The 20,586-nt window shown below is 71.3% G+C and carries 15 protein-coding genes; all 15 read left to right on the top strand.

Annotation, left to right across the window (positions count from 1 at the left end; genetic code table 11):
- Positions 1-6: 6 nt before the first annotated feature.
- The 15 genes from tssF to tssA are packed head-to-tail and all read left to right on the top strand — an operon-like array spanning position 7 to position 20,362.
- Complete coding sequence (gene tssF / locus ACY65G_RS20350; RefSeq protein ID WP_464999116.1) at positions 7-1,752, top strand: type VI secretion system baseplate subunit TssF; 1,746 nt, start codon at positions 7-9, stop codon at positions 1,750-1,752.
- Entirely contained in the window at positions 1,740-2,747 is a 1,008-nt protein-coding gene (gene tssG / locus ACY65G_RS20345; RefSeq protein WP_464999115.1) for a type VI secretion system baseplate subunit TssG, read from the top strand. Before tssF ends, tssG begins: the two co-directional genes overlap by 13 nt.
- 3 nt (positions 2,748-2,750) lie before the next feature.
- Complete coding sequence (tssH, locus tag ACY65G_RS20340; RefSeq protein WP_464999114.1) at positions 2,751-5,372, top strand: type VI secretion system ATPase TssH; 2,622 nt, start codon at positions 2,751-2,753, stop codon at positions 5,370-5,372.
- A complete protein-coding gene (locus tag ACY65G_RS20335; RefSeq protein WP_464999113.1) occupies positions 5,369-7,426 on the top strand; it encodes a type VI secretion system Vgr family protein in 2,058 nt (685 codons plus the stop codon). Before tssH ends, ACY65G_RS20335 begins: the two co-directional genes overlap by 4 nt.
- Positions 7,426-8,127 (top strand): toxin-antitoxin system YwqK family antitoxin, encoded by a 702-nt coding sequence (locus ACY65G_RS20330; protein WP_464999112.1) that lies wholly within the window; start codon positions 7,426-7,428, stop codon positions 8,125-8,127. Before ACY65G_RS20335 ends, ACY65G_RS20330 begins: the two co-directional genes overlap by 1 nt.
- Positions 8,127-8,513 (top strand): DUF4280 domain-containing protein, encoded by a 387-nt coding sequence (locus ACY65G_RS20325; protein WP_464999263.1) that lies wholly within the window; start codon positions 8,127-8,129, stop codon positions 8,511-8,513. The genes ACY65G_RS20330 and ACY65G_RS20325 overlap by 1 nt, the downstream gene beginning before the upstream one ends.
- Before the next feature lie 21 nt (positions 8,514-8,534).
- Entirely contained in the window at positions 8,535-8,711 is a 177-nt protein-coding gene (locus tag ACY65G_RS20320; RefSeq protein ID WP_464999111.1) for a hypothetical protein, read from the top strand.
- Complete coding sequence (locus ACY65G_RS20315; RefSeq protein ID WP_464999110.1) at positions 8,708-9,604, top strand: substrate-binding periplasmic protein; 897 nt, start codon at positions 8,708-8,710, stop codon at positions 9,602-9,604. Before ACY65G_RS20320 ends, ACY65G_RS20315 begins: the two co-directional genes overlap by 4 nt.
- Before the next feature lie 38 nt (positions 9,605-9,642).
- Positions 9,643-10,947 carry a dicarboxylate/amino acid:cation symporter gene (locus ACY65G_RS20310; RefSeq protein WP_464999109.1) on the top strand — a complete coding sequence of 435 codons (1,305 nt, stop codon included), beginning with the start codon at positions 9,643-9,645 and terminating at the stop codon, positions 10,945-10,947.
- On the top strand, positions 10,944-12,374 hold the full coding sequence (locus ACY65G_RS20305) for a cation:dicarboxylate symporter family transporter (RefSeq protein WP_464999108.1): 1,431 nt from the start codon (positions 10,944-10,946) through the stop codon (positions 12,372-12,374). The genes ACY65G_RS20310 and ACY65G_RS20305 overlap by 4 nt, the downstream gene beginning before the upstream one ends.
- A 23-nt stretch (positions 12,375-12,397) precedes the next feature.
- Positions 12,398-12,952, top strand: coding sequence for a hypothetical protein (locus tag ACY65G_RS20300; RefSeq protein WP_464999107.1), 555 nt, complete (start codon positions 12,398-12,400; stop codon positions 12,950-12,952).
- A gap of 15 nt (positions 12,953-12,967) precedes the next feature.
- Positions 12,968-14,293 (top strand): type VI secretion system baseplate subunit TssK, encoded by a 1,326-nt coding sequence (gene tssK / locus ACY65G_RS20295; protein ID WP_464999106.1) that lies wholly within the window; start codon positions 12,968-12,970, stop codon positions 14,291-14,293.
- Positions 14,294-14,295: 2 nt separating this feature from the next.
- Complete coding sequence (locus ACY65G_RS20290) at positions 14,296-15,108, top strand: DotU family type IV/VI secretion system protein (RefSeq protein ID WP_464999105.1); 813 nt, start codon at positions 14,296-14,298, stop codon at positions 15,106-15,108.
- Positions 15,102-19,247 (top strand): type VI secretion protein IcmF/TssM N-terminal domain-containing protein, encoded by a 4,146-nt coding sequence (locus tag ACY65G_RS20285; protein ID WP_464999104.1) that lies wholly within the window; start codon positions 15,102-15,104, stop codon positions 19,245-19,247. Before ACY65G_RS20290 ends, ACY65G_RS20285 begins: the two co-directional genes overlap by 7 nt.
- Positions 19,244-20,362 carry a type VI secretion system protein TssA gene (tssA, locus tag ACY65G_RS20280; RefSeq protein WP_464999103.1) on the top strand — a complete coding sequence of 373 codons (1,119 nt, stop codon included), beginning with the start codon at positions 19,244-19,246 and terminating at the stop codon, positions 20,360-20,362. The genes ACY65G_RS20285 and tssA overlap by 4 nt, the downstream gene beginning before the upstream one ends.
- The last annotated feature ends 224 nt before the right edge of the window (positions 20,363-20,586 follow it).

Raw genomic sequence — 20,586 nt, 5'->3', positions numbered from 1 at the left:
ACCACCATGAACACCCAGGACGACCTGCTCGAATACTACCGCCGCGAACTAGGCTACCTGCGCACGCAGTCGGCCGATTTCGCGAAGCGCTACCCGAAGGTGGCGCGCCACCTGGTGCTGAGCGGCGCGGAGACACCGGATCCGCACACCGAGCACCTGATCGAGTCGGTGGCCTTCCTCACCGCCCGCGTGCACCGCGACCTCGATCGCGATCTGCCCGCGGTTGCGAGCGCCATGCTCGACAGCCTGTGCCCGAACCTCACCCAGCCGGTGCCGGCCATGACGGTCGTGCAGATGACGCTCGATCCCACCGAGGGCAAGGTCACGGCCGGCATGCCGGTGCGGCGCGGCACCATGCTGTCGGCGATCGCGGCCACGGGTGAGCTGTGCAAGTTCCAGTCGACCTGGGACACCACCTTGTGGCCGTTGAAGGTGGCAGCAATCAGGCAGGAAGATCCGCGCACGCTGCTGCTGGATTTCCAGGCCGATGGCGGCATCGACGTGGCCGAGCTGGAGCTCGACACGCTGCGCCTGCACCTGGCCGGCGACCTGCTGACGACGATGCCGGCGCATGAAATGCTGCTCAGCGCCCTGGAACGGATCGAACTGGTTCACGCCGGCGGCATCCATCGCCTGGCGCCGCGCATGCTGGCCGCCGTTGGCTTCGATGAAGACCAGGCGATCCTGTCGAAGCCGGGCCACGCGCATCCGGCTTATGGCCTGCTGCAGGAATACTTTGCGTTTCCACGTAAATTCCAGTTCTTCGACCTGAGCGGCCTGCGCGGGCGCCTCGGCAGCGGCAGTACCTTCTCGGTGCGCCTGGTGTTTACGCATGGCGCGCCGGCGCTGGCGCAGCTTGCACCGGCCAACGTGCTCGTGAACTGCGTGCCGGCGGTGAACCTGTTCCCGGTCACCAGCGAACCGATCGCCTACGATCGCCGGCATTACGAATACCTGCTGATCCCGGACCGCCGCCGCGACGCCACCACCGAAGTGCATTCGATCGTGTCGGTTACCGCGTCCAACCCGCATGGCGAGCGCGCCGTCCAGATCCCGAACGCTTTCGCCGATGCGGAAGGCGATGCGCCGCTGAGCTGGACCATGCGCCGCGAGGGCAGCCTGCGCAAGGGCATCGTCGGCACCGATGTCTACCTCGGTTTCGTCGATCGCGCCGATGTGCGCGCGGCGCAGCCGGAATCGGTGATGTATGCGGACCTGCTGTGCACGAACCGCCAGCTGGCCGACCAGGTGGGGCCGGGTACCCGCTTCCATGGCGACGGCATCGCCGCGTCCACGCTGATCCGCGCGCTCTACCAGCCCAGCCTGCAGCGTGCGCCGGTGGCGGCCAGCAAGGCGCTGTGGTCGCTCGTATCGCTGATGCGCCTGAACCACCATTCGCTGGTGGACGGCACCGCCGGCGTCGAGACCTTGCAGCGGATGCTGCTGCTGTTTGCCGGCGGCAGCGCGCGCGAGCAGGTGCAGGTGCGCGGCATCCGGCGCCTGGAGGCGACGGGGGCCATGGTGCGCCTCGGCGGCGACACATGGCGCGGCCACTGCCGCGGCACGGATATCGAACTCGAGTTCGATGCCGATGCGTTCGCGGGCACGTCGCCGCTGGTGCTGGCCGGCGTGCTGGCGCGCTTCTTTGCCCTCTATACCTCCGCCAACTCGTTCGTGCGCCTGGCCGTCATGCGGCGCGGCGAAACGTGGATGCAGTGGCCAGCCATGACGGGGCGGCAATGCCTGATCTGATCGCACAGCTGCGCAGCGCGCCGCACGGCTTCAACCTGTTCCAGGCCGTGAGCCTGCTGGAACGGAGCGAACCCCGTCGCGCCCTGGTGGGCACGGCGCTGGGCATCGACGAAGCCGTGCGCCTGGCCGGCCAGACCGACTTCGCCTTCCCGACCAGCGACATCGCCGGCGTGGGCGATGCCGCCAGGCCCGGTCCGGCCATGGTGCTGCGCACGGCCGCGCTGACCTTGGCCGGCGGCCATGGCCCGGTCGCGGCGCCGTTCACCGAGATGCTGCTGGAACAGCGCCGCCAGCGCGATCATGCCGGCCTCGATTTCCTCGACATGTTCAACGGGCGCCTGCTCGGTTTCTGGTACCGCGGCCGCTGCAAGCGCCACCTGGCGCTGCGGCCGCACCGGCAGGAGAGTGCGCCGCTGGTGCGCGGCCTCGATGCGCTGTCGGGGCTCGGCCGCGCCGAGGGCGCCCGTGGACCGGATGGCGAGCTGGCATGGGTCCGGCACACCAGCCTGCAAGGCCCGGCGCCGCGCTCGATGGCAACGCTGCTGGCGCTCCTGCGCGACCGCACCGGCATCGCGTTCGCCGGTCGCCAGATGGTCGGCCGCTGGCAGGCGCTGTCGCCGCGCGATCACGCCCGGCTCGGCAAGCAGCAGCTGGGCATGGGGGCCAGCCTCGGCGCCCGGGCCTGGAACCAGTCTGCCGCAATCGCGCTGACCACGCCCGCGCTGGCCCCTGCGCAGTTCGCCGCCTTGCTGACGGCCGGCCGGCAATACGGCGTGCTCGCCTGGCTGGTGGCGCGTCACCTGCAACAGGATATCGCGGTGACCTTGCAGCCGGCGCTGGCGGCGCAGCCGGCCACCCGGCTCGGCGGGACGGCGCAGCCGCTGGCGCCGCGCCTGGGGCAGAGCGCCTGGCTGTGCAGCGGTGCCGCCAGCGCGGCAACCTACCGTCAGCCCTGTTTCGACCTGCACGTTGCCTCCACCAACCGGAATCCATAAATCATGCAAAGCGATATCCGCCCACTGCTGGCGAAACTGAACCCGGAGTGCCGGCGCGCGATGGGCCGCGCGGCCGAGCTGTGCGTGCAGCACACCCACTTCAATGTCGAGCTGGAGCACCTGCTGCTTGCGCTGCTCGAAGGGACGGCGCCGGACCTGGCACTGCTGCTGGCACATTTCGATATCGACGCGGACGCGGTGCGCGGCCAGGTCCAGGCCAGCCTCGATGGTTTCAAGCGCGGCAACGGCCGCACGCCGGCCCTGTCGCCCGATTTCATGGCGCTGTTCCAGGAAGCGTGGCTCGCCAGTTCGATGCAGCTGGGCGCGCAGCAGGTCCGCTCCGGCACCGTGCTGCTGGCGATGCTGTCCCTGGACAGCCTGCGCGGCGCGCTGATCGACACGGCGCCGGCACTGCTGGAGATCCCGCGCGACCGGCTGAAAACCGAACTGCCGCAACTGCTGGCAGCATCGTCCGAGGACGGTGGAGCCGGTGCTGGTACCGGGGCGCCGCCGCAACCGGGCGGCGCCCCGGCGGCGCTGGAGCAGTACACGGTCGACCTGACGGCACTGGCGCGCGCCGGCCGCATCGACCCGGTGCGTGGCCGCAATGCCGAGATCCGCCAGATCGTCGATATCCTGCTGCGCCGCCGCCAGAACAACCCGATCCTGACCGGCGAGGCGGGTGTCGGCAAGACCGCCGTCGTGGAAGGTTTCGCATTGCGCGTGGCGGAGGGTAACGTGCCGCCGGCGCTGGCCGGTGTGCGGGTCTGCGCGCTCGACCTGGCGTTGCTGCAGGCCGGCGCCGGCGTGCGCGGCGAGTTCGAACACCGCCTGAAATCGGTGATCGCCGACGTACGCGCTTCCGCCACCCCCGTGATCCTGTTCATCGACGAGGCGCACCAGCTGATCGGCGCCGGCGGCAGCGAAGGGCAGGGCGATGCGGCGAACCTGCTCAAGCCCGCATTGGCGCGCGGCGAGCTGCGCACGATCGCCGCCACCACCTGGGCCGAATACAAGAAGCACGTGGAACGCGATCCCGCGCTGGCGCGGCGCTTCCAGGTCGTCAAGGTGGACGAACCCGCTCCGGAGGCCGCTGTCGCCATGCTGCGCGGCATGGTCGATGTGCTGTCGCGCCACCACGGCGTCGAGATCGTCGACGAAGCCGTGCGCGACGCGGTGCGCCTGTCGCATCGCTACATCACCGGGCGCCAGCTGCCCGACAAGGCCATCAGCGTGCTCGATACCGCCTGCGCGCGGGTCGCCCTGGCGCTGGCCGGCACGCCGCCGCAGCTCGAATCGCTCGGCCACGACATCCTGCTCGCCACGGAGGAGGTGCATATCCTGCGCAGCCAGCAGGCACGGGGCGAGCACGATGGCGCGGAGGCCGACCGGCTCGATGGGGCGCTGGACCGGCTGCGCGAACAGGAAGCTCAGCTGCGCGGGAAGCTGGGTGAGGAACGGCGCGCGGTCGACGAGATCGTGGCCCTGCGCCGCCGCATCGCCAGCGGCGAAGGCGATGCGCGGGCCGATGCGACCCGGCTGCAGCGCCTGCAGAAAGGGCTCGAGACGATCCAGGACGGCGAAGCGCTGGTGCCGGTCTGCGTCGATTCCGCCACCGTGGCCAGCGTGATCGCCGGCTGGACCGGCATCCCGGTCGGCAGGATGCTGGCCGACGAGATCCACACGGTGCTGCAGCTGCACGACCGGCTGTGCGAACGGGTGGTCGGGCAGGAAGCCGCGCTGGACGCCATCGCCAGCCGGGTGCGCACGTCCCGCGCGGAGCTGGACGACCCGGGCAAGCCGGTCGGCGTGTTCATGCTGGTGGGACCGAGCGGCGTGGGCAAGACCGAGACCGCGTGCGCGCTGGCCGACATCCTGTATGGCGGCGAGCGCAACCTCATCACCATCAACATGTCGGAATTCCAGGAGGCGCATGCGATCTCCAGCCTGAAGGGCGCGCCACCCGGCTACGTCGGTTACGGCAAGGGCGGCGTGCTGACCGAGGCGGTCAGGCGCCGCCCCTACAGCGTGGTGCTGCTCGACGAAATGGAAAAAGCCCACCCCGACGTGCTGGAACTGTTCTTCCAGGTGTTCGACAAGGGCACGATGGACGATGGCGAGGGCGTGGCGATCGACTTTCGCAACACGCTGATCCTGCTCACATCCAACGCGGCGCAGGATGTGATCGCCCAGGCCTGCCACGCCGGCAGGCCCACGCCGGCCGAACTGGCCGGGCGCCTGCGGCCCGCGCTGCTGCGCCAGTTCAGCCCCGCATTCCTCGGCCGCGTGGTGCTGGTGCCTTACTACCCGCTGGACGACGCCGGCATCGGCGTCATCGTCGACATGAAGCTGGCCCGGCTCGCCGAACGCTTCGCCGCCGGCCATGGGGCGCGCTTCAGCTGGGACGATGCGGTGACGGCCGCCATCGCGGCGCGCTGCGCCGAAGTGGACAGCGGCGCCCGCAACATCGATTTCATCCTGACGCAGACCGTACTGCCGGAACTGTCGGCGCTGGTGCTGGAGCGCATCGCCACCGCGGCGGCCTTCTGCGCGGTACACATGCGCATGGACGGCGAGCGCTTCGCCTATGCCTTCCGCGACAGCCCGGTGCGGGGTGCGCAATGAATGCCCCGCTCAGGACAGGTTTCCGGCAGTCCGGCCTGCTGCGCGTCACCTCGCCCTTGGGCGCCGACGACCTGCTGGCGGACAGCCTGGAAGGCAGCGAAGGGATTTCCGAGCTGTTCAGCTTCAGGCTGCACATGCGCTCGGGCAGTGCGTCGCTCGATGCGGCGGCGGTGATCGGCAAGACCATGAGCGTGGCGATCGGCGCGCCGGGCGCCGCGCCGCGCGTGGTGAGCGGGCTGGTGGCGCGCTTCGTGCAGACCGGGCAGGACCGCGATTTCGCCGTCTACGAGGCCGAACTCGTGCCTTCGCTGTGGCTGCTCACGCTGTCGCGCGACCGCAAGGTGTTCCCGAACCAGGGCGTGGACACGATCGTCCAGGAAGTGCTGGGAGCCTTCGGCATCGCCTTCGAATCGAAGCTGGCCGGCACGTACCCGAAACGCGACTACTGCGTGCAGTACGACGAGACGGCCTTCGATTTCATTTCGCGGCTGATGGAACATGCCGGCATTTTCTACTGGTTCGCCTTCGGCGCGGGCGGGCACCGCATGGTCCTGGCCGACGCGCCGGCGCATTTCACCGACTGCGAAGGTGGGGCGGCAGTGCGCTACTGGCCGGACACAGGCCTCACCAGGCCGGCCGACGCGGTCACGCGCTTCGCCCACGAAGGTCGTATCGTCCTGGGGGCGGCGACGGCCGGCGACTACGATTTTCGGACGCCCGATACGTCGCTGGAAGGCAGCGCCGCAGGCGCGGCGGCGAGCGGTACCTGCACTGGCAACGTGTATGAATTCGGCGGCGGCCAGCCCACCGTCGCGGCGGCGCAGGCGCTGGCCCGGCTGCGCGTGGAGGCGGGCCAGGCGGGCGCGCGCCTGCTGCACGGCGACAGCCACTGCCAGGCCTTTGCGGCCGGCACGCGCTTCACCTTGTCCGGCCATTTCGTGCCGTCGCTGAACGCCGCGTTCGTACTGCGGCGCGTGCGGCACAGTGTCCGGGCGAACGGCTACGCGAACACGTTCGAGGCATTTCCCGCCGCCGTGCCGTTCCGCGCGCCGGTGCGCACGGAACGGCCGCACGCGGCGGGATGCGAAACGGCGCTGGTCGTCGGCCCGCCCGGCGAGGAAATCTGGACCGACCTGCATGGCCGCGTGAAAGTGCGCTTTCCGTGGGACCGCGGCGCCCGGGACTACGAGCGGGCACCCTGGGTGCGGGTGGCGCAGCCGTGCGCCGGCAACGGGTTCGGCGCATTGTTCCTGCCGCGCGTGGGGCACGAGGTGGTGATCGGCTACCTGAACGGCGACCCCGACCGGCCGCTCGTTACGGGCAGCGTCTACAACGGCAACAACGTCCCGCCGGCCGACCTGCCAGCGAACCAGACCCAGTCGATCCTGCGCACGCGTTCGTCGAAGGGCGGCGCGGCCGGCAACGAGCTGCGCTTCGAGGACAGGAAGGATGCCGAGCAGCTCTACCTGCACGCCGAAAAGGACATGCTGGCCGAGATCGAGAACGCGCTCACGACGACCGTGAAGAAAGGCGCCGAGCTGCACACGCTGGAAGAAGGCGACCGCACGGTGGCGCTGAAGAAGGGCAACGCCACGCACACTGTAGCCGGCACGCGCGCGGTGGCGGTGAAGGGCGACGAAACGCACGCGAACGAGGCGAAGTTCACACACACCGTCAAGGGCGACTACGCGCTCACGGTCGACGGCAGCCTGACCATCACGGTGAAGGGGGCGGTCAAGCTCGTGACGGACGATGCGCTGTCGCTGGAGGCGGCCAAGGCCCTGTCGGCCAAGGCGGGCGACACGTTCACCGGCACGGCCGGCAAGGCGCTCACTTGCGAGGCCGGAACGGCGCTCACGTGCAAAGCCGGAACGGCGCTCACGTGCGAGGCGGGTACCGATCTCACGAGCAAGGCCGGCAAGGCGCTGCTGCACAGCGCGGGCCTGAAGATCGACAGCAAGGCACCGGTCATCAACAGCAAGGCCGATGCCACGCACACCGTGGAAGCGGGCGCCAGCCTGACGCTCAAGGGCGCGCTGGCGAAGGTGAACTGATGAGCGCCGCCACGACCACCGGAACAGGCGGGATCGTCGAGGAACACGACGGCGCCGGCAGGCTGCTGCTGCGCTGCGCGATGGCGGGCGGCGTGCTGCACGGGCCGCTGGAACAGTTCGGGCCCGCCGGGCTGCCGGAGATGACCGCGCATTTCGACGGCGGCAAGCTGCACGGCGCAATGGCGGTGTACGGGCCGGATGGCGTGCTGTTGCAGCGCAGCGTCTACCGCCACGGCGTGGCGCACGGCCTGATGGAAACCTTCGTCAACGGGCGCAGGATCGCGGCGCAGAGCATGACCGACGGTGTCGCCAGCGGGCCGTCGCTGTCGTTCGACGAGGCCGGCCAGATGACGGCCAGCCTGCCGCTGTTGCACGGCAAGGTGGAAGGGCCGGCCGCGTTCTACCACGAAGGCCGCCAGGTGCGCGGCGCGTCTTACCGGAACGGCCTTCTCGACGGCGAGTCGGTCGACTACGACGCGGCGGGGCAGGTGGTGCAGCGGTGCAGCTACCGCGCCAACCTGCTGCACGGCCCGGTGCGGCGCTACTGGCCGAACGGCGCGCTGATGGAGGAGGTCCAGTACCGCGATGGCGTGCCGGCGGGCGAACCGCAGCGCTACGACCAGCGCGGCAAGCGGCTCGGCAACCGGGAAGCGGCACCTGCCCTGTTCGAGCGGATCAAGCAACTGTTGAGGGGGGAATGATGGGACAACAAGTCTGCAGCGGGGCGATGCTCGCCTGCTCGTTCGGCCTCGCGCCCGGCACGCTGAACGTGCTGCCGCAAAGTCAGGTCATGACCGCGATGGCCGATGCCAGCATCATGGACAACAAGCCCATGGTCAACATCACGCCGTTCGGGATGTGCACGTCGCTGGCCAATCCCCTGGTGGCGGCGGCCACCGCGGCGGCGATGGGCGTGCTGGTGCCCATGCCATGCATCCCGCTCACCACCGCGCCGTGGGCGCCCGGCTCGCCCACCGTGCTGATCGGCGGCATGCCCGCCTTGAACAACGCGTCGAAGCTGATGTGCATGGCCGGCGGCGTGATCCAGATTTCCGTGCCCGGTCAAACGACCGTGGCCGTTCCCTGACCATTTTTTTTCGAGGCCATCATGGAATACCGATTCAAGTTCACGCCGCGCCTGGTGGCGCTGGCCCTGTTCGCCGGCGTTGCGCTGCTGGTGCTGCTGTTCGCGCTGGGGTTCCAGCTGGGCGTGCGCATGGCCGCCGAGCCGGCGCCCGCCGTGCCCCTCGAACGCGCCGTGCCGGCGCCGAAGGCCGCGCCATGAGCGCCGCGCGCAAGGCGCCGCGTCCGTCGTGTCGGCCGGCCTGGCAGCATGCCGCCATCCTGCTCGCCGCGTTGCTGGCCGGGTCGCTGGCCTGTCCTGCGGCGCTGGCCGGGGACCGCCCGCCAGCCGTGTCGCCGCTGGTCGCGATGCCGGACGGGCGCCTGATGGCACCCGATATCGGCCGCATCGTCGAACGCGGCGAACTCGTGGTGGCCATGTTCAAGGTCGACAGCGCGCCGTTCTTCGTCGAGAAAAACGGCGTGCTGAGCGGCATCGACGTGGACCTGGCGCGCACGATCGGCAGGGAACTGGGCGTGCGGGTGCGGTTCGACCGCAGCAGCACCACGGTGGACGGCGTGGTCGAACTGGTCGGCAGCGGCCGCGCCGACCTGGCCATCAGCCGCCTTGGCCGCACCGTGAAGCGCAGCCAGATGGTGCTGTTTTCCACGCCCTACCTGATGCTGGGCCACGCCATGCTGGTCAACCGGCTGCGCCTGGCCGAAATGTCCGGCAAGCGGCAGGTCGGCGATGTCGTGCGCGCCTTCGACGGCCGTATCGGGGTGATCGCCGGCACGTCGTGGGAAGAATACGGCCGGCGCTACTTCCCGCGGGCGCGGATCGTGGCCTATCCCGGCTGGACCGAAGTGGTGAACGCGGTGCGGCGCGGCGACGTCGCTGCCGCCTATCGCGACGAGCTGGAGGTGCGCGCCGTGCTGCGGCGCGAGCCCGGCCTGGCGCTCACGCTGCGCACCGTGACGTTCAACGACGCGCAGTCGGCGCTTTCCGTGATGACCTGCGTGCGCGACACGTCGCTGCTGGCGTTCGTCAACGAAGTGATCGCCGCGCGCACCGACAAGCCCACCGTGAGCGCGGCGCTCACGCTGATCAGGTAGTCCCTCATCCACCCAGCCCCGTCATCGAAGGTGAAGCCATGAACGAAATCGACGTACTTCGCGCGCTGCGGCGCTTCCAGGCCCTGGCCGTCAACCCCTGGATGGTGCTGGCGTGCGTGCTGGCCGGCACCGCCATCGGCTGCGCCGCGCCCGCGCTGGCCCGCCCGCTGGCCATCGTCGGCATGGTGTACGTGGACCTGCTGACGATGGTGGTGCTGCCTTTCATGATGTCGGCGGTGGTGCTCAGCCTGCAGAACCTGTACCGCGAGGGCGGCACGGCGCGGATCGTCCAGCGCGTGGTGCTCGTGTTCTCGCTGCTGGCGCTCGGCGCGGCCCTGGTGGCGACTGTCGGCACGGTGCTGGTGCAGCCGGCCGGCGGCATGTCGGGCGACACGCGTGCCACGCTCGGGCACATCGTCGGCGATGGCGACCGCGGCAACACCGCCATGAACCTGCTGAAGGCCGATCCGGCGCCGCCGCCGACCACCGGGCAGGACATCGTGCGCTCGCTGGTCCCGTCGAACATTTTCGCCGCGCTGGCCAATGGCGAAACGCTCAAGGCGCTGGTGTTCGCGCTGCTGTTCGGCTTTGCCGTGGGGCAGGTGCCGAGCCGCATCTCGACGGGCCTGCAGGAAGCGCTGGAAACCGTCCACAAGGCGTGCCAGACACTGACACGCTGGATCAACCTGCCGCTGCCCGTGATCCTGGTCTGCATGTCGGCGGGGCAGGTGGCGCATACCGGCATCGGCCCGCTGGTGGCGATGGCCGGCTTCGTGCTTGCCTTCCTGGCCGTCAGCGTGCTGGTGATCGGCCTGGCGCTGATGCTGGTGCGGCACCGCGCCGGCGGCAGCATGGCGGGCGTGATGATGGCGCTGCGCGAACCCTTCGCGCTGGGCGTGGCCACCAACAACAGCGCCGCGTGCATGCCGGCCATGGTGGCGGCCATGGTCGAGCGCCTGGGCTTCGCCCGCAACCGGGTCGAACTGCTGGTGCCGCTGAGCGTTGCGCTGCTGCGCACCGGCCCGATGGCGTATTTCGCCTGCGGTTCGCTGTTCATCGCGGCCCTGTATGGCCGCACCCTCGAGCCGGCGGACCTGGGGCTGCTGGTGGTGCTGGCGGCCCTGGCGGGGTTCGCGTCGTCGGGCATGGCGGGCGTGGTCACGGTGTCGCTGATGGGCGCCGTGTGCACCGGCCTGGCACTGCCGTTCGAGGCGGCCTTCGTGCTGTTCGTCGCGGTCGATCCGATCTGCGCGATGGCGCGCACGGCGGTCACGGTGATCGTCGACTGCGCCGCCGTGTCGCTGGTCTGCGCGCGGCCCGTGCGCCTGCAGGAGGCGGCATGAAGCTGCTTGCCGAACTGGCCCGCCACCCCGCCACGCTGCTGGCCGCGGTGCTGCTCGGGCTCTGGCTGGGGGCGTTGTGGCCGGCCGCCGCCGCGCTGTGCGGCATCCTGGCGGCGGTCTACCTGGCGTTGTTGCAGGCGGTGGCGCTGCCGTTCATCGTGCTGGCCGTGTATTTCGGGCTGCAGCATTTCGGGCTGCAACATTTCGGGCTGCAGCGCGCGCCGGCCGTGCGGCGGCACTGGCGCGGCTGGCTGGCTCTGGCCGTCCCCGGCGTGCTGGCGATGCCGCTGTGCGCACTGGCGGGTGCATGGTTCGCCAACGTGGTTGCAGCGGGTGCCGGCCTGGACGCCGCGCACCACGCGGCCCTCGGCCGCATGGCCCTGGGGACGGCCGACATGGCGGTCAGCCTGGCCGGGGACGAGACCGCGGCGGGGTTCGCGCAGACGGAGCTCGTGCCGCGCAACCTCTATGCCGTGCTGGCGGCGGGCGCGGTCCCATCGGTGCTGATCGGCGTGGTCCTGTTCGGCGCGGCGGTCGCGGCGCAGCGGCAGGGCACGGGCAGCCACCTGGACGGCATCCTGGAGGCGCTCTACCGCGCCCTCGAGGCGGCCATCGGCGTCATCAACCGCGGCCTGCCGTTGACCGTCTTCGTGCTGGCGGCGGCAGCGGCCGGCGACGCGAACGGGACGGCCGGCGTGATGCTCGGCTTTCTCGGCACGTGGCTGGTGGCCGCGGCGCTGGCCTGCGCCGCGGCGGGCGCCGTGATCTGCTGGCGGATCGGCGCGCATCCGTGGCAGGTCATGACGGCGCTGCGCGAGCCGGTCACGGTGTGCCTGTTCGCGCCGGTGGGCGCCGCGGCGCTGCCGGAGTTCATCGAAGCGTTGACCGCGCGGCTCGGCTTCAGCCGCGGCGCGGTGGAACTGGTGATGCCGGTGGCGCCCGTGTTCGTGCGCAGCGGCGAGGCGCTGTGCTTTGCCGTGCTCGCGGTGTTCATCGCCAACCTGTACGGACGGCCCCTGTCGCCGGCGGAGACCGGCCTGGTGGCGATGCTGGCCTGCTGGAGCGCGCTGTGCGGCATCGGCACGGGCGGCGTGCGCACGGTGCTGTGGTCGGGCGTGCTGCAGGCGTCGCTGGGCCTGCCGCTCGAAGCGCTGCTGCCGCCCCTGGCGGCGGTGGAAGCGCTGTGCGCCGGCCCGCGCAACCTGGTCTCGTATCTCACCGCCGCGGTGCTGGTGGCGCTCGCGCCCGGCGAACGGCAGCCGTTCAGCGCCAGTGCCCCCGCGGACGCTCCCGCGTCGGCACGGCTGCTGGTCGTGCCGCGCCGCCACGCGCTGCTGGGCGCCTGCCTGCTGGGGGCAGCCTTGCTGGCCGTGCTCTGCGCAGGCGTGGGCTTCGGCCTGCGCCGGACACTCCTCGTTGCACCATGAACCGCCATTTTTCGGGAACAACCATGAATACGCCAGTCGATGCTCCATTGCCGGCGCCGCGCGCCAACCGCCGCACGATGCCGATCGCATGTGCCCTGTTTACTACGCTGGCGCTGGCACTCTCCGGCTGCGGCGCGCTGGCCGGCGCGAAAGCGCTGGTCGGCCTGGCGCCGTCGCCGGCCAGGCCGGACTGGACCGCCGTGACGCTGGCCGCCGCCGCCGACGCGAACGCCGACAGCGCGCTGTCCGTCGACATCGTGCTGGTCAAGGACAAGGCGCTGCTGGAGAGCCTGTCCGCCATGTCGGCGGCGAAGTATTTCGGCGCCCGCAACGACCTGCAGCGCACCTTTCCCGACGGGCTCACCGTGCTGGCGGTCGAGATCACGCCCGGGCAGCTGATCCGCCTCGACCGCGCGCGGTTCGGCAAGGAGCGCGCGTGGGCGGCGCTGGCGTTCGCGAACTATGCCAGCCCGGGCGAGCACCGGGTGCGCCTGCCGCTCGACAAGCCTGGCTGCATGCTGCGCCTGAACGCGCAGGACTTCGTTGCCAGCGATATCAAACCGGGCGCTGCCCGCTGACCGAGGAATTTACCCATGGCTGAAGCACAGATGCTGGAGCGGATCCAGTGGCACGAGGGCATGCTGCTGAGCCCCCAGCAATTCCAGCAGGAGAGTGCGCGCGTCGATGCGCTGGTGGCATGGCAGTCGCTGGCGGGGCAGCCGGCCGCATGGGGCGTGCGCCGCCTGGTGGTGGACGAAGCCGCCCTGACCGCCGGCATGCTGCGCATCCTGGCGCTCGAAGCGATCCTGCCGAACGGCATGGCGCTGCGTTACGACGCGGCACTGGCGCAGGACCGGGCGCTGGAGCTCGACCTGGCCGGCCATGGCGAGGCCATGGAGGCGGGCGAGGTCGCGGTCTGGCTGGCGGTCGGCGCGGCGCGCTCGATGCGCCTGCCGGGCCAGCCGGCGATGTTTCGCGGCATCGAAAGCGGCGCCGTCGACGATGAAATCTCGGCCGCCCAGGCCTGCGAAGTGCCGCGCATGGCGCCCAACCTGCATCTGCTGGCGGGCAAGGCGCCGGGTGCGGGGTACGTGGCGCTGCACCTGATGAACCTGTACAAGGCCAACGAAATCGTGCGCCGCGGCGCGTTCTGGCCCGCGCAGCTGGAAGTGCCGGCCGATGCGGCGCTGTGCCGGCGCGCCCACGAACTGGCCGCGCACATGCGCAGCAAGGCCGTGTTCCTCGCGCGCCAGGTGGCGGTGCCGTCGTCGCGGCTGGAAGACCGGCTGGCGCTGCTGGAAAACCGCGGCCGGTTGTCCAGCCTGGTGCTGCACCTGCCCCTGCTGGAAGCGGTACTGCGCGGGCCGGTGGTGCAGCCGCTGCCGCTGTACCAGGCCCTGTGCGCCCAGCTTGGCCCGCTGGCCGGACTGCGGCCCGGTGCCGTGCCGCTGGCGCCGCCGCCCTACCGGCACGCCGACAGCCATGCGGCGTTCGACAGCGTGCTGCAGGCGCTCGAGGCGCTGGTCGACGAGGTGAGCCAGGAATGGACGACCTGCACGTTCACGTGGGACGGCCGGGCGTTCGCCCTCCCCATGCAGGCCGGGTGGACCGGCAAGCGCCTGGTCGTGGGCCTGCGCGGCCACGGCGAACGCGAGCTGGCGCAGTGGATGGGCGGCGCGGTGATCGGCTCGCGCACCGTGTGGACCGGGCTGTGCGAGCGGCGCGTGCTGGGTGCCGCGCGCAACCGCGTCGACGAGGCGCCGGAGCTGGGCCTGCGCGGCGGAACGGGCTACACGCTGTTCGCCATCGATCCGGCGGAACGCTTCATCGTGCCCGACCAGGCGCTCCAGATCAGCAACATCAACGAACATCAGGCCGCCCATCGGCCGCAGGAACTTGTCCTGTTCATCAAAGGCTGACCATGACCAACCATGACCATACCGGCAGGGCCGGCAACGCGGTGCCGGCCGGCGGCGACGACCTGGCGGCGATCCAGTTCCGCCATTTCGTCGCGGTGCTGACGCAGGCGGCGCACGCCGCCATCAAGCTGGCCGAACACGAAGGCAAGACGGGCGCCGAGGCGCTGAGCCGGCAACTGGCCCAGCTGATCGAACTGCAGACGCTGGAGGCGGGCAGGCAGGGCGGCAAGGCCGGCTTCGACACCGAGCTGCAGGGCCGCTACCTGAAGGCGGCGCTGGCCGACGAGGTGATGCTGCATACCGAATGGGCGGGCCGGGAATACTGGCACCACGTGCTGCTGGAGGCAAACCTGTTCAATTCGGCGCATGCGGGCCAGCAGGTGTTTGCCGACATCGACCTGCTGCTGCGCGAGCGCGAACCGGCGCGGCGCGGCGTGGCGCGGCTGTACCTGTACCTGCTGTCGCTGGGTTTCCAGGGGTGCTTCCGCGACGGCGACGGCCTCGAACAGGTGGCTGGTTATCGGCGCGAGCTGTTCCAGTTCGCCTGCCAGCGCGTGCCCGACCTGGGTGGCCGCGAGGCCGTGCTGGCCGAACAGCCGTATGCCAGCACGCTGTCGCATGGCGGCAACCGGCGCCTGTCGAAGCTGAGCCGGCGCGGCATGGCCCTGGCGCTCGCGCTGGGGCTGTTGCTGGCCGCGTCCGAAATCCTGTGGCTGTGGCAGTCCTGGCCGGTGCGCCAGGCCGTGGATGCCCCGATGGTGGCCGCCGCTGCCACCGCAGCAGCGACCGTGAATGGCGAGGTGCTGCCATGCTGAACTTCCTGTCCGATAACCTGGCCATCGCCGCGCTGCTGCTGGTCACGCTGCTCGTGCTGCTTCTCCTTGGCCTGGTCGTCAGCGCCGCGCTGCGCGGCAGCGCCGATGCCGCCAAGCCCGGCACCGGCAAGCCGCCGCGCCCGGCGGGAACCGGGCCGCTGCGGCAGTCCTTCCGCAGCGCGGTCGAACTGATCGAGGCCAATCTCGCCACCCGCGGCGAACGCTACAGCCTGTCGTGGACACTGCTGTTGAACGAGAGCGCGACGGGCCCGCTGCCGCTGGCGCAGTCCGGGCTGCCCGGCGCGCTCAGTGCCGACAGCACGCTGCGCGCCGCCGGACAGGGCATCGACTGGCACTTTTTCGACAAGGGCGTGGTCGTGCAGCTGCAGGCAGACCACCTCGACGCGCCGGACCCGGACAATGCCGGCAACGGCCCATGGGACGACTTCCTCGGCCTGTGCCGCGCCTACCGCCCGCAGCGCCCGTTCGACAGCATCGTGCTTGCCGTGCCATGCGCGGCCCTGCTGCAAGGCGAGCCGCAGGACCGGCTCGACCTGGTGGTCCGCGCCAAGGCGATCCATCGCCGCCTCTGGCTGGCGCAGAACCGCCTGGCCCTGCGTTTTCCGATCTACCTGGTGATCGCCGACTGCGATGCGCTTCCAGGCTTCGCCACCTTCGGCGCCGCGCTGCCCGAGCCGCTGCGGCGGTCGATGCTGGGCTGGTCGTCGCCGTTCGAGCTGGTGGCGCCGTTCCGCGTGCAATGGGTGGACAGCGCGATGGACGACATCGTGGCCATGGCGGCGGACCGGTGCGCGGAACTGTGCGCGCTGGAACCGCCCGGTGCGGACAGCAGCGCCTACTTCATGCTGCCGGGCGAACTGGAACGGCTGCGCGCCGGCGTCAAAGTGTTCTGCGAAGAGTTGATGCGGCCCAGTGCCTACCACGAGCCGTTCCTGCTGCGCGGCGTCTACCTGACGGGCGATTGCAGCGATGTCGCCGCGCTGGTGGCCGTTGCGCCCGCGCCGTCACCCGAGGCGGCCGACCTGGCGGTGGCCGGGGAGTCGCCCCGGGCGGCCGGGCGCATGCCGGTGTTCTTGCGCGACATCTTCGAACGGAAGATCTTCGCCGAGGCGGGCCTCGTGCAATCGGCCGCGCAACGGCTGCGCCGCCCGGCGGTGGGCCGCGCCGCCTGGTGGGCCGGGGTGGCACTGCCGGTGCTGTGGGGCCTGGCGCTGCTGGTGGAGACGGTGCGCCTGGACCACCTGGCGGCGGACCTGGCCGGTAACCTCGATGCGCTGAGCCGCGATTCGCGCGACAGCCTGCAGAGCAGCCAGGCCGGCGTCCACGACCCGCAGGGCAGCCGCACGCGCGCCACCGATGCCCTGGTCAATATCGAACGGCTGGGTGCCGCGCATTTCGGCTCGGTCGCCATGCCCGGGTCGTGGCCGCTGTTCGACGACCTGCACGCGCGTGTCATGGACCGGCTCCAGCACGGCTTTGCCGACAACGCCTTCGACCCGTTGCGCCGCGCCGTGTTCGGCCGGATGAGCAGCCTGACCGGCGTGCCGGCCGATCCCGCCACGGGGGCACTGATCGCGGGCGCCCGGTGCACGCTGCCGGCGGGCTGGGAAGAACGGGCCGCGGCACCGGGCGAGGGCGCGCTGGACGTGGAAGACCTGCCGCAGTTCGCCGCCATGCTGGCCTACCTGGCACGGGTGGAGGAACTCGATCGTGTCGTCGGCGCGATGCTGCGCCTGAAGGACCCGGCCTCGGGCCCGGCGTTGGGCGACGACCTGGCGCTGGTGGTGCGCGTGCTGCTGCACAAGGAACTGAGCGGCGTGCCCGCGCGCACCGCGGCACTGTTCCGTACCGTGGCGCGCAACGAGCCTTCGCTGGCCCTGAATCCGATGCGCGACGCGGCGCGTTGCGCGCTGCTCCAGGGCACGCAAGCGCTGTACGGGCGCCTGTTCGACGACAACGGCCTGCTGCGCACGGAGCGCGTGCTGGCCGGCAGCATGGCCGGCCTGCCCGGCGGCGCCGACCCCGGCGCGGATCTCGAAGGGCGGCTGCAGGCATGGCGGTCGCTGCGCGGCGCGCTCGCGCTGCAGGGGCGCCTGATCGCGGGCGGCAAGGGGGCCTGGATGGGCCGGGACATCCTGGCGCTCGGCGCCGCCCATGACAAGATGCTTGCACGGATCGGTGCCAGCCCGCTGCTGGGCGGCGACGCGGTGCAGGACACCCGGCAACTGGCCGCCGAGGGTTTCGGCCGCCTGAAGGTCACGTGGAACGGCGTGCTGGCCGGCCCCGGCGCGATGGACAGCACCGGTGCCGGCGGCGGCCTGGCCTGGACCGGCACCGCATGGGCTTTTTCGCCCGGCCGCAAGGCCATGCACGATGCCCTGGCGGCGCTGCTCGGCCAGCCGTGGATGACGGTACCGGCCCCCGCGCGGTTCGCGGCACCGGCGCCCGGGGCCACGCTCGCCTGGGACAGGGCACTGCTGGACCAGGCCGGCCAGCTTGCCGAAGCGCGCAAGCTGTTCCAGGCCGGGCCCTATGCCGCGCTGCCGCCCGGGCTGCAGCAGAGCGCCGCGGTGCTGGCGGACCAGGTGCTCGCCGCGCATGCGCACAGCCTGCTGGCCCGGGCGGCGATCGCGTTGCCCGGCGACCCGCCGGCCGGCGCCGCCGATGCCGGTCGTGCGGGCGCGATGCGCATCCGCGCCTGGCTGCAGGAGATCGGCGCGGTGCAGGTGACCGACGACCTCGATGCGGTGCTGGTGCGCGATGCGCTGGCCCGCCTGCAGCGGCTCGACGACATGTTCGCCGCGGCCGAGGTGTTCGTGCCGCGCGACGGCGCATTCCGCGGCTGGGCCGGCGACAAGGGCCCGCTGCTGGAGGCCTTCGGGGCCGGCGACGCGGCCGGCCTGGCCGCCTACGTGGCGCAGCAGCAGGAATTCGTGGACGCGGCGGCCAGCCAGGCCGAGGGCATGCTGGCGCAACTGGCCCACCTGACCGTCTCGCATCCGCTGGCGGTGCGCTGGCAGGCCATCGTGGCGGACGTGCGGCGCCATCGCCTGAAAAGCCCGGCCAGCTCGCTGCTGGCGCTCGACCAGTTCATCGTCGGCACCGGCGCCGAGATCGACCTGGCCAGCTGCGCCGGCAAGCTGGGCGCGCGCAGCGGCCCGCGGCGCAACAACGATGTCTTCGCCGAACGCCTGCAAGGCCTGCAGGCCGGGTTGCAGGCGCGCTGCCGGGAGCTGGCGGCGGGCCGGCACCGGAGCGAATGGGACCGGTTCGCGGCGCTGTACAACCGCGACCTTGCCGGGCATGCGCCGTTCGCCGCGGTGCCGGGTACCGGCGGGGCGCCTGCCGACCCGGATGCGGTGGGCGCGGCGATGCAGCAATATGACCGGGCTCGTGCGGCCGGCGCCCTGGCGCAAGGGGAGCTGGGCACGGCGGCGGATATGGCGGCGGGTGCGGCGGCGGGTGTGGCGACACATGGCGGGGGCGGGGGAAGCGAGCAGTTGCGTCGCCTGCGCGACGTGCTGGCGCCGCTGTATCCAGCCGAGGCGGGGCAGGCCGCGGGACTCGATGTGAACGTGCAGTTTCGTGCCGCCGGCCCCGCCGAGACCGCGGCCAACCAGATCATCGACTGGGCGCTCGCCATCGGCGCCGCCACGCTGCGGCGCACCGACCCGCCGCGTGCGCTGCGCTGGGAACCCGGCATGTCCGTGATGCTGTCGCTGCGCATGGCGCGCGACGGCGCGGGCATTCCCAGGGCCGAGCCGGGCCACCGCAACATGACCGTGGCCGACCGCACCGTCAGCTACCGCTTCGACGACCCGTGGGCGCTCTTCAGCTTCATCGCCACCCATCGCGTGGGGGAGGGCGACCAGCGCGACCAGCGCGCGGCGCTGCTGCGCTTCGAATTTCCACTGGCGCAGGCGGTCGCGGGTACCGGCGCGGCGCCTGCCGATGCGCGGGCGCGCGTGTTCCTGCGCCTGAACGTGAGCGCGCCCGGCAAGAGCGCGCCGCTGGCGTGGCCGGCGGCGTTTCCCGCGCACGTGGCGCCCTGGCAGGACACGGCGCTCGCCGGCAGCAAAGCAACCGCCGACAACCCACTTGAAACGGTCGCACGATGAACGCCCATGCCGGATTCCCCCCATTGCCGGCCGATGAAGCCGCCCGCCATCTGCTGGCGGAAATCCTCGCCCCGCTGGCCCCGGACGATCCATGCGGCGCAGCGGCGCGCTTCGATCCGGTGTTCACCGAGATCCGCCTGCTGCGCGAGGAAGACGATCCCGGCCTGCCGATGGGGCAGTGGGAGCGTCCGCTGCGGCAAGCCGACTGGGTGCAGGTCGAGGCGCGCTGCGTGGCGATGCTGTGTACCCGTTCGAAGCACCTGCAGGTCGCAGTGTGGCTGCTGGAGTCCTGGATGCGCCAGCATGGTTTCGCCGGCCTGTGCCGGGGCTTGCAAATGCTCGATGCACTGTTGCGCCGCCACTGGGCCGGGCTGCACCCGCTGATCGAGGAGGACGGGGATTGCGACCTGCGGCTGGCGCCGCTGGAATGGCTGAACGAATCGCTCGGCGTGGCCGTGCAGGTGCATGCGGTGCTGTTGACGCTGGCCGGATGCAAGCCGCCGTTCCTCACGCTTGCCGTCTGGGAGCGCATGACGGCAAGCGATTCCGGGGACGCCGCCGGAGACGCGCCGCCGACGCGCGCCGATATCGCTGCCATCGCGGCGCAGCCGGCCACCGGGTTGCGCACGACGCGGCAGGCGGTCGCCGGGTGCATCGAATCGCTGGGGGCGATCGACGCTTTTCTGCGCCAGCAGCTGGGCGCCGGCGCACCGAACCTGGCCCGCCTGCAGGCCACGCTGGACGCGGCGCTGCGGGTACTGGACCAGCTGGCGTGTTCACCGGACGTTGCCGCGGTGGCCGACGCGCACGCATGGGCGGATGCAGCCGCGCATGTCGCCGAACCGCCGCCGCCGGATGCCGGGGCGTTCCCCGCGCCGGCGCCCGCCGTGCCGGCCGTCGCCACCAACGGCTGGCGCAACCGCGCCGAAGCCTACGCCACGCTCGACGCCGTGGCGGCCTACCTGATGGCGGTGGAACCGCACAGCCCGGTGCCGTTCCTGATCCGGCGCGCGCTGCACTGGGGCGGCATGCCGCTGCCCGAACTGATTGCCGAAATCCTGCGCGAGGAAGGGGATCTGAACCGGCTGGTCGGCGTGCTGGGATTGAAAATGTAGCGACCGGCATCTGCGCCGTGTAGTAAAACTAAGCCGGTCGATACGGGGCGGCTTCACGCTCCAGCCTGCTGGGCGAGCACGGGCTGGCCGCTCCCCCACATTCCACGGCGGCTATCACATCCGAAGTCACTTTCGCTTCGCTCGCGGACAGGCTTCAGGAACGGAGCGAGGCAATTAACACAACTTCAAATGAAAATAAACACGCTGTAGCAAAACTACGTCAA

This window comes from Pseudoduganella sp. jia 12 (assembly GCF_055502675.1).
The sequence above is the reverse complement of the archived record's forward strand: the minus strand, read 5'-3'. Positions and strand labels throughout refer to the sequence as shown.

Coding starts and splice junctions, on each gene's coding strand:
- tssF (WP_464999116.1), top strand. CDS start 7: ATGAACACCCAGGACGACCTGCTCGAATACTACCGCCGCGAACTAGGC.
- tssG (WP_464999115.1), top strand. CDS start 1,740: ATGCCTGATCTGATCGCACAGCTGCGCAGCGCGCCGCACGGCTTCAAC.
- tssH (WP_464999114.1), top strand. CDS start 2,751: ATGCAAAGCGATATCCGCCCACTGCTGGCGAAACTGAACCCGGAGTGC.
- ACY65G_RS20335 (WP_464999113.1), top strand. CDS start 5,369: ATGAATGCCCCGCTCAGGACAGGTTTCCGGCAGTCCGGCCTGCTGCGC.
- ACY65G_RS20330 (WP_464999112.1), top strand. CDS start 7,426: ATGAGCGCCGCCACGACCACCGGAACAGGCGGGATCGTCGAGGAACAC.
- ACY65G_RS20325 (WP_464999263.1), top strand. CDS start 8,127: ATGGGACAACAAGTCTGCAGCGGGGCGATGCTCGCCTGCTCGTTCGGC.
- ACY65G_RS20320 (WP_464999111.1), top strand. CDS start 8,535: ATGGAATACCGATTCAAGTTCACGCCGCGCCTGGTGGCGCTGGCCCTG.
- ACY65G_RS20315 (WP_464999110.1), top strand. CDS start 8,708: ATGAGCGCCGCGCGCAAGGCGCCGCGTCCGTCGTGTCGGCCGGCCTGG.
- ACY65G_RS20310 (WP_464999109.1), top strand. CDS start 9,643: ATGAACGAAATCGACGTACTTCGCGCGCTGCGGCGCTTCCAGGCCCTG.
- ACY65G_RS20305 (WP_464999108.1), top strand. CDS start 10,944: ATGAAGCTGCTTGCCGAACTGGCCCGCCACCCCGCCACGCTGCTGGCC.
- ACY65G_RS20300 (WP_464999107.1), top strand. CDS start 12,398: ATGAATACGCCAGTCGATGCTCCATTGCCGGCGCCGCGCGCCAACCGC.
- tssK (WP_464999106.1), top strand. CDS start 12,968: ATGGCTGAAGCACAGATGCTGGAGCGGATCCAGTGGCACGAGGGCATG.
- ACY65G_RS20290 (WP_464999105.1), top strand. CDS start 14,296: ATGACCAACCATGACCATACCGGCAGGGCCGGCAACGCGGTGCCGGCC.
- ACY65G_RS20285 (WP_464999104.1), top strand. CDS start 15,102: ATGCTGAACTTCCTGTCCGATAACCTGGCCATCGCCGCGCTGCTGCTG.
- tssA (WP_464999103.1), top strand. CDS start 19,244: ATGAACGCCCATGCCGGATTCCCCCCATTGCCGGCCGATGAAGCCGCC.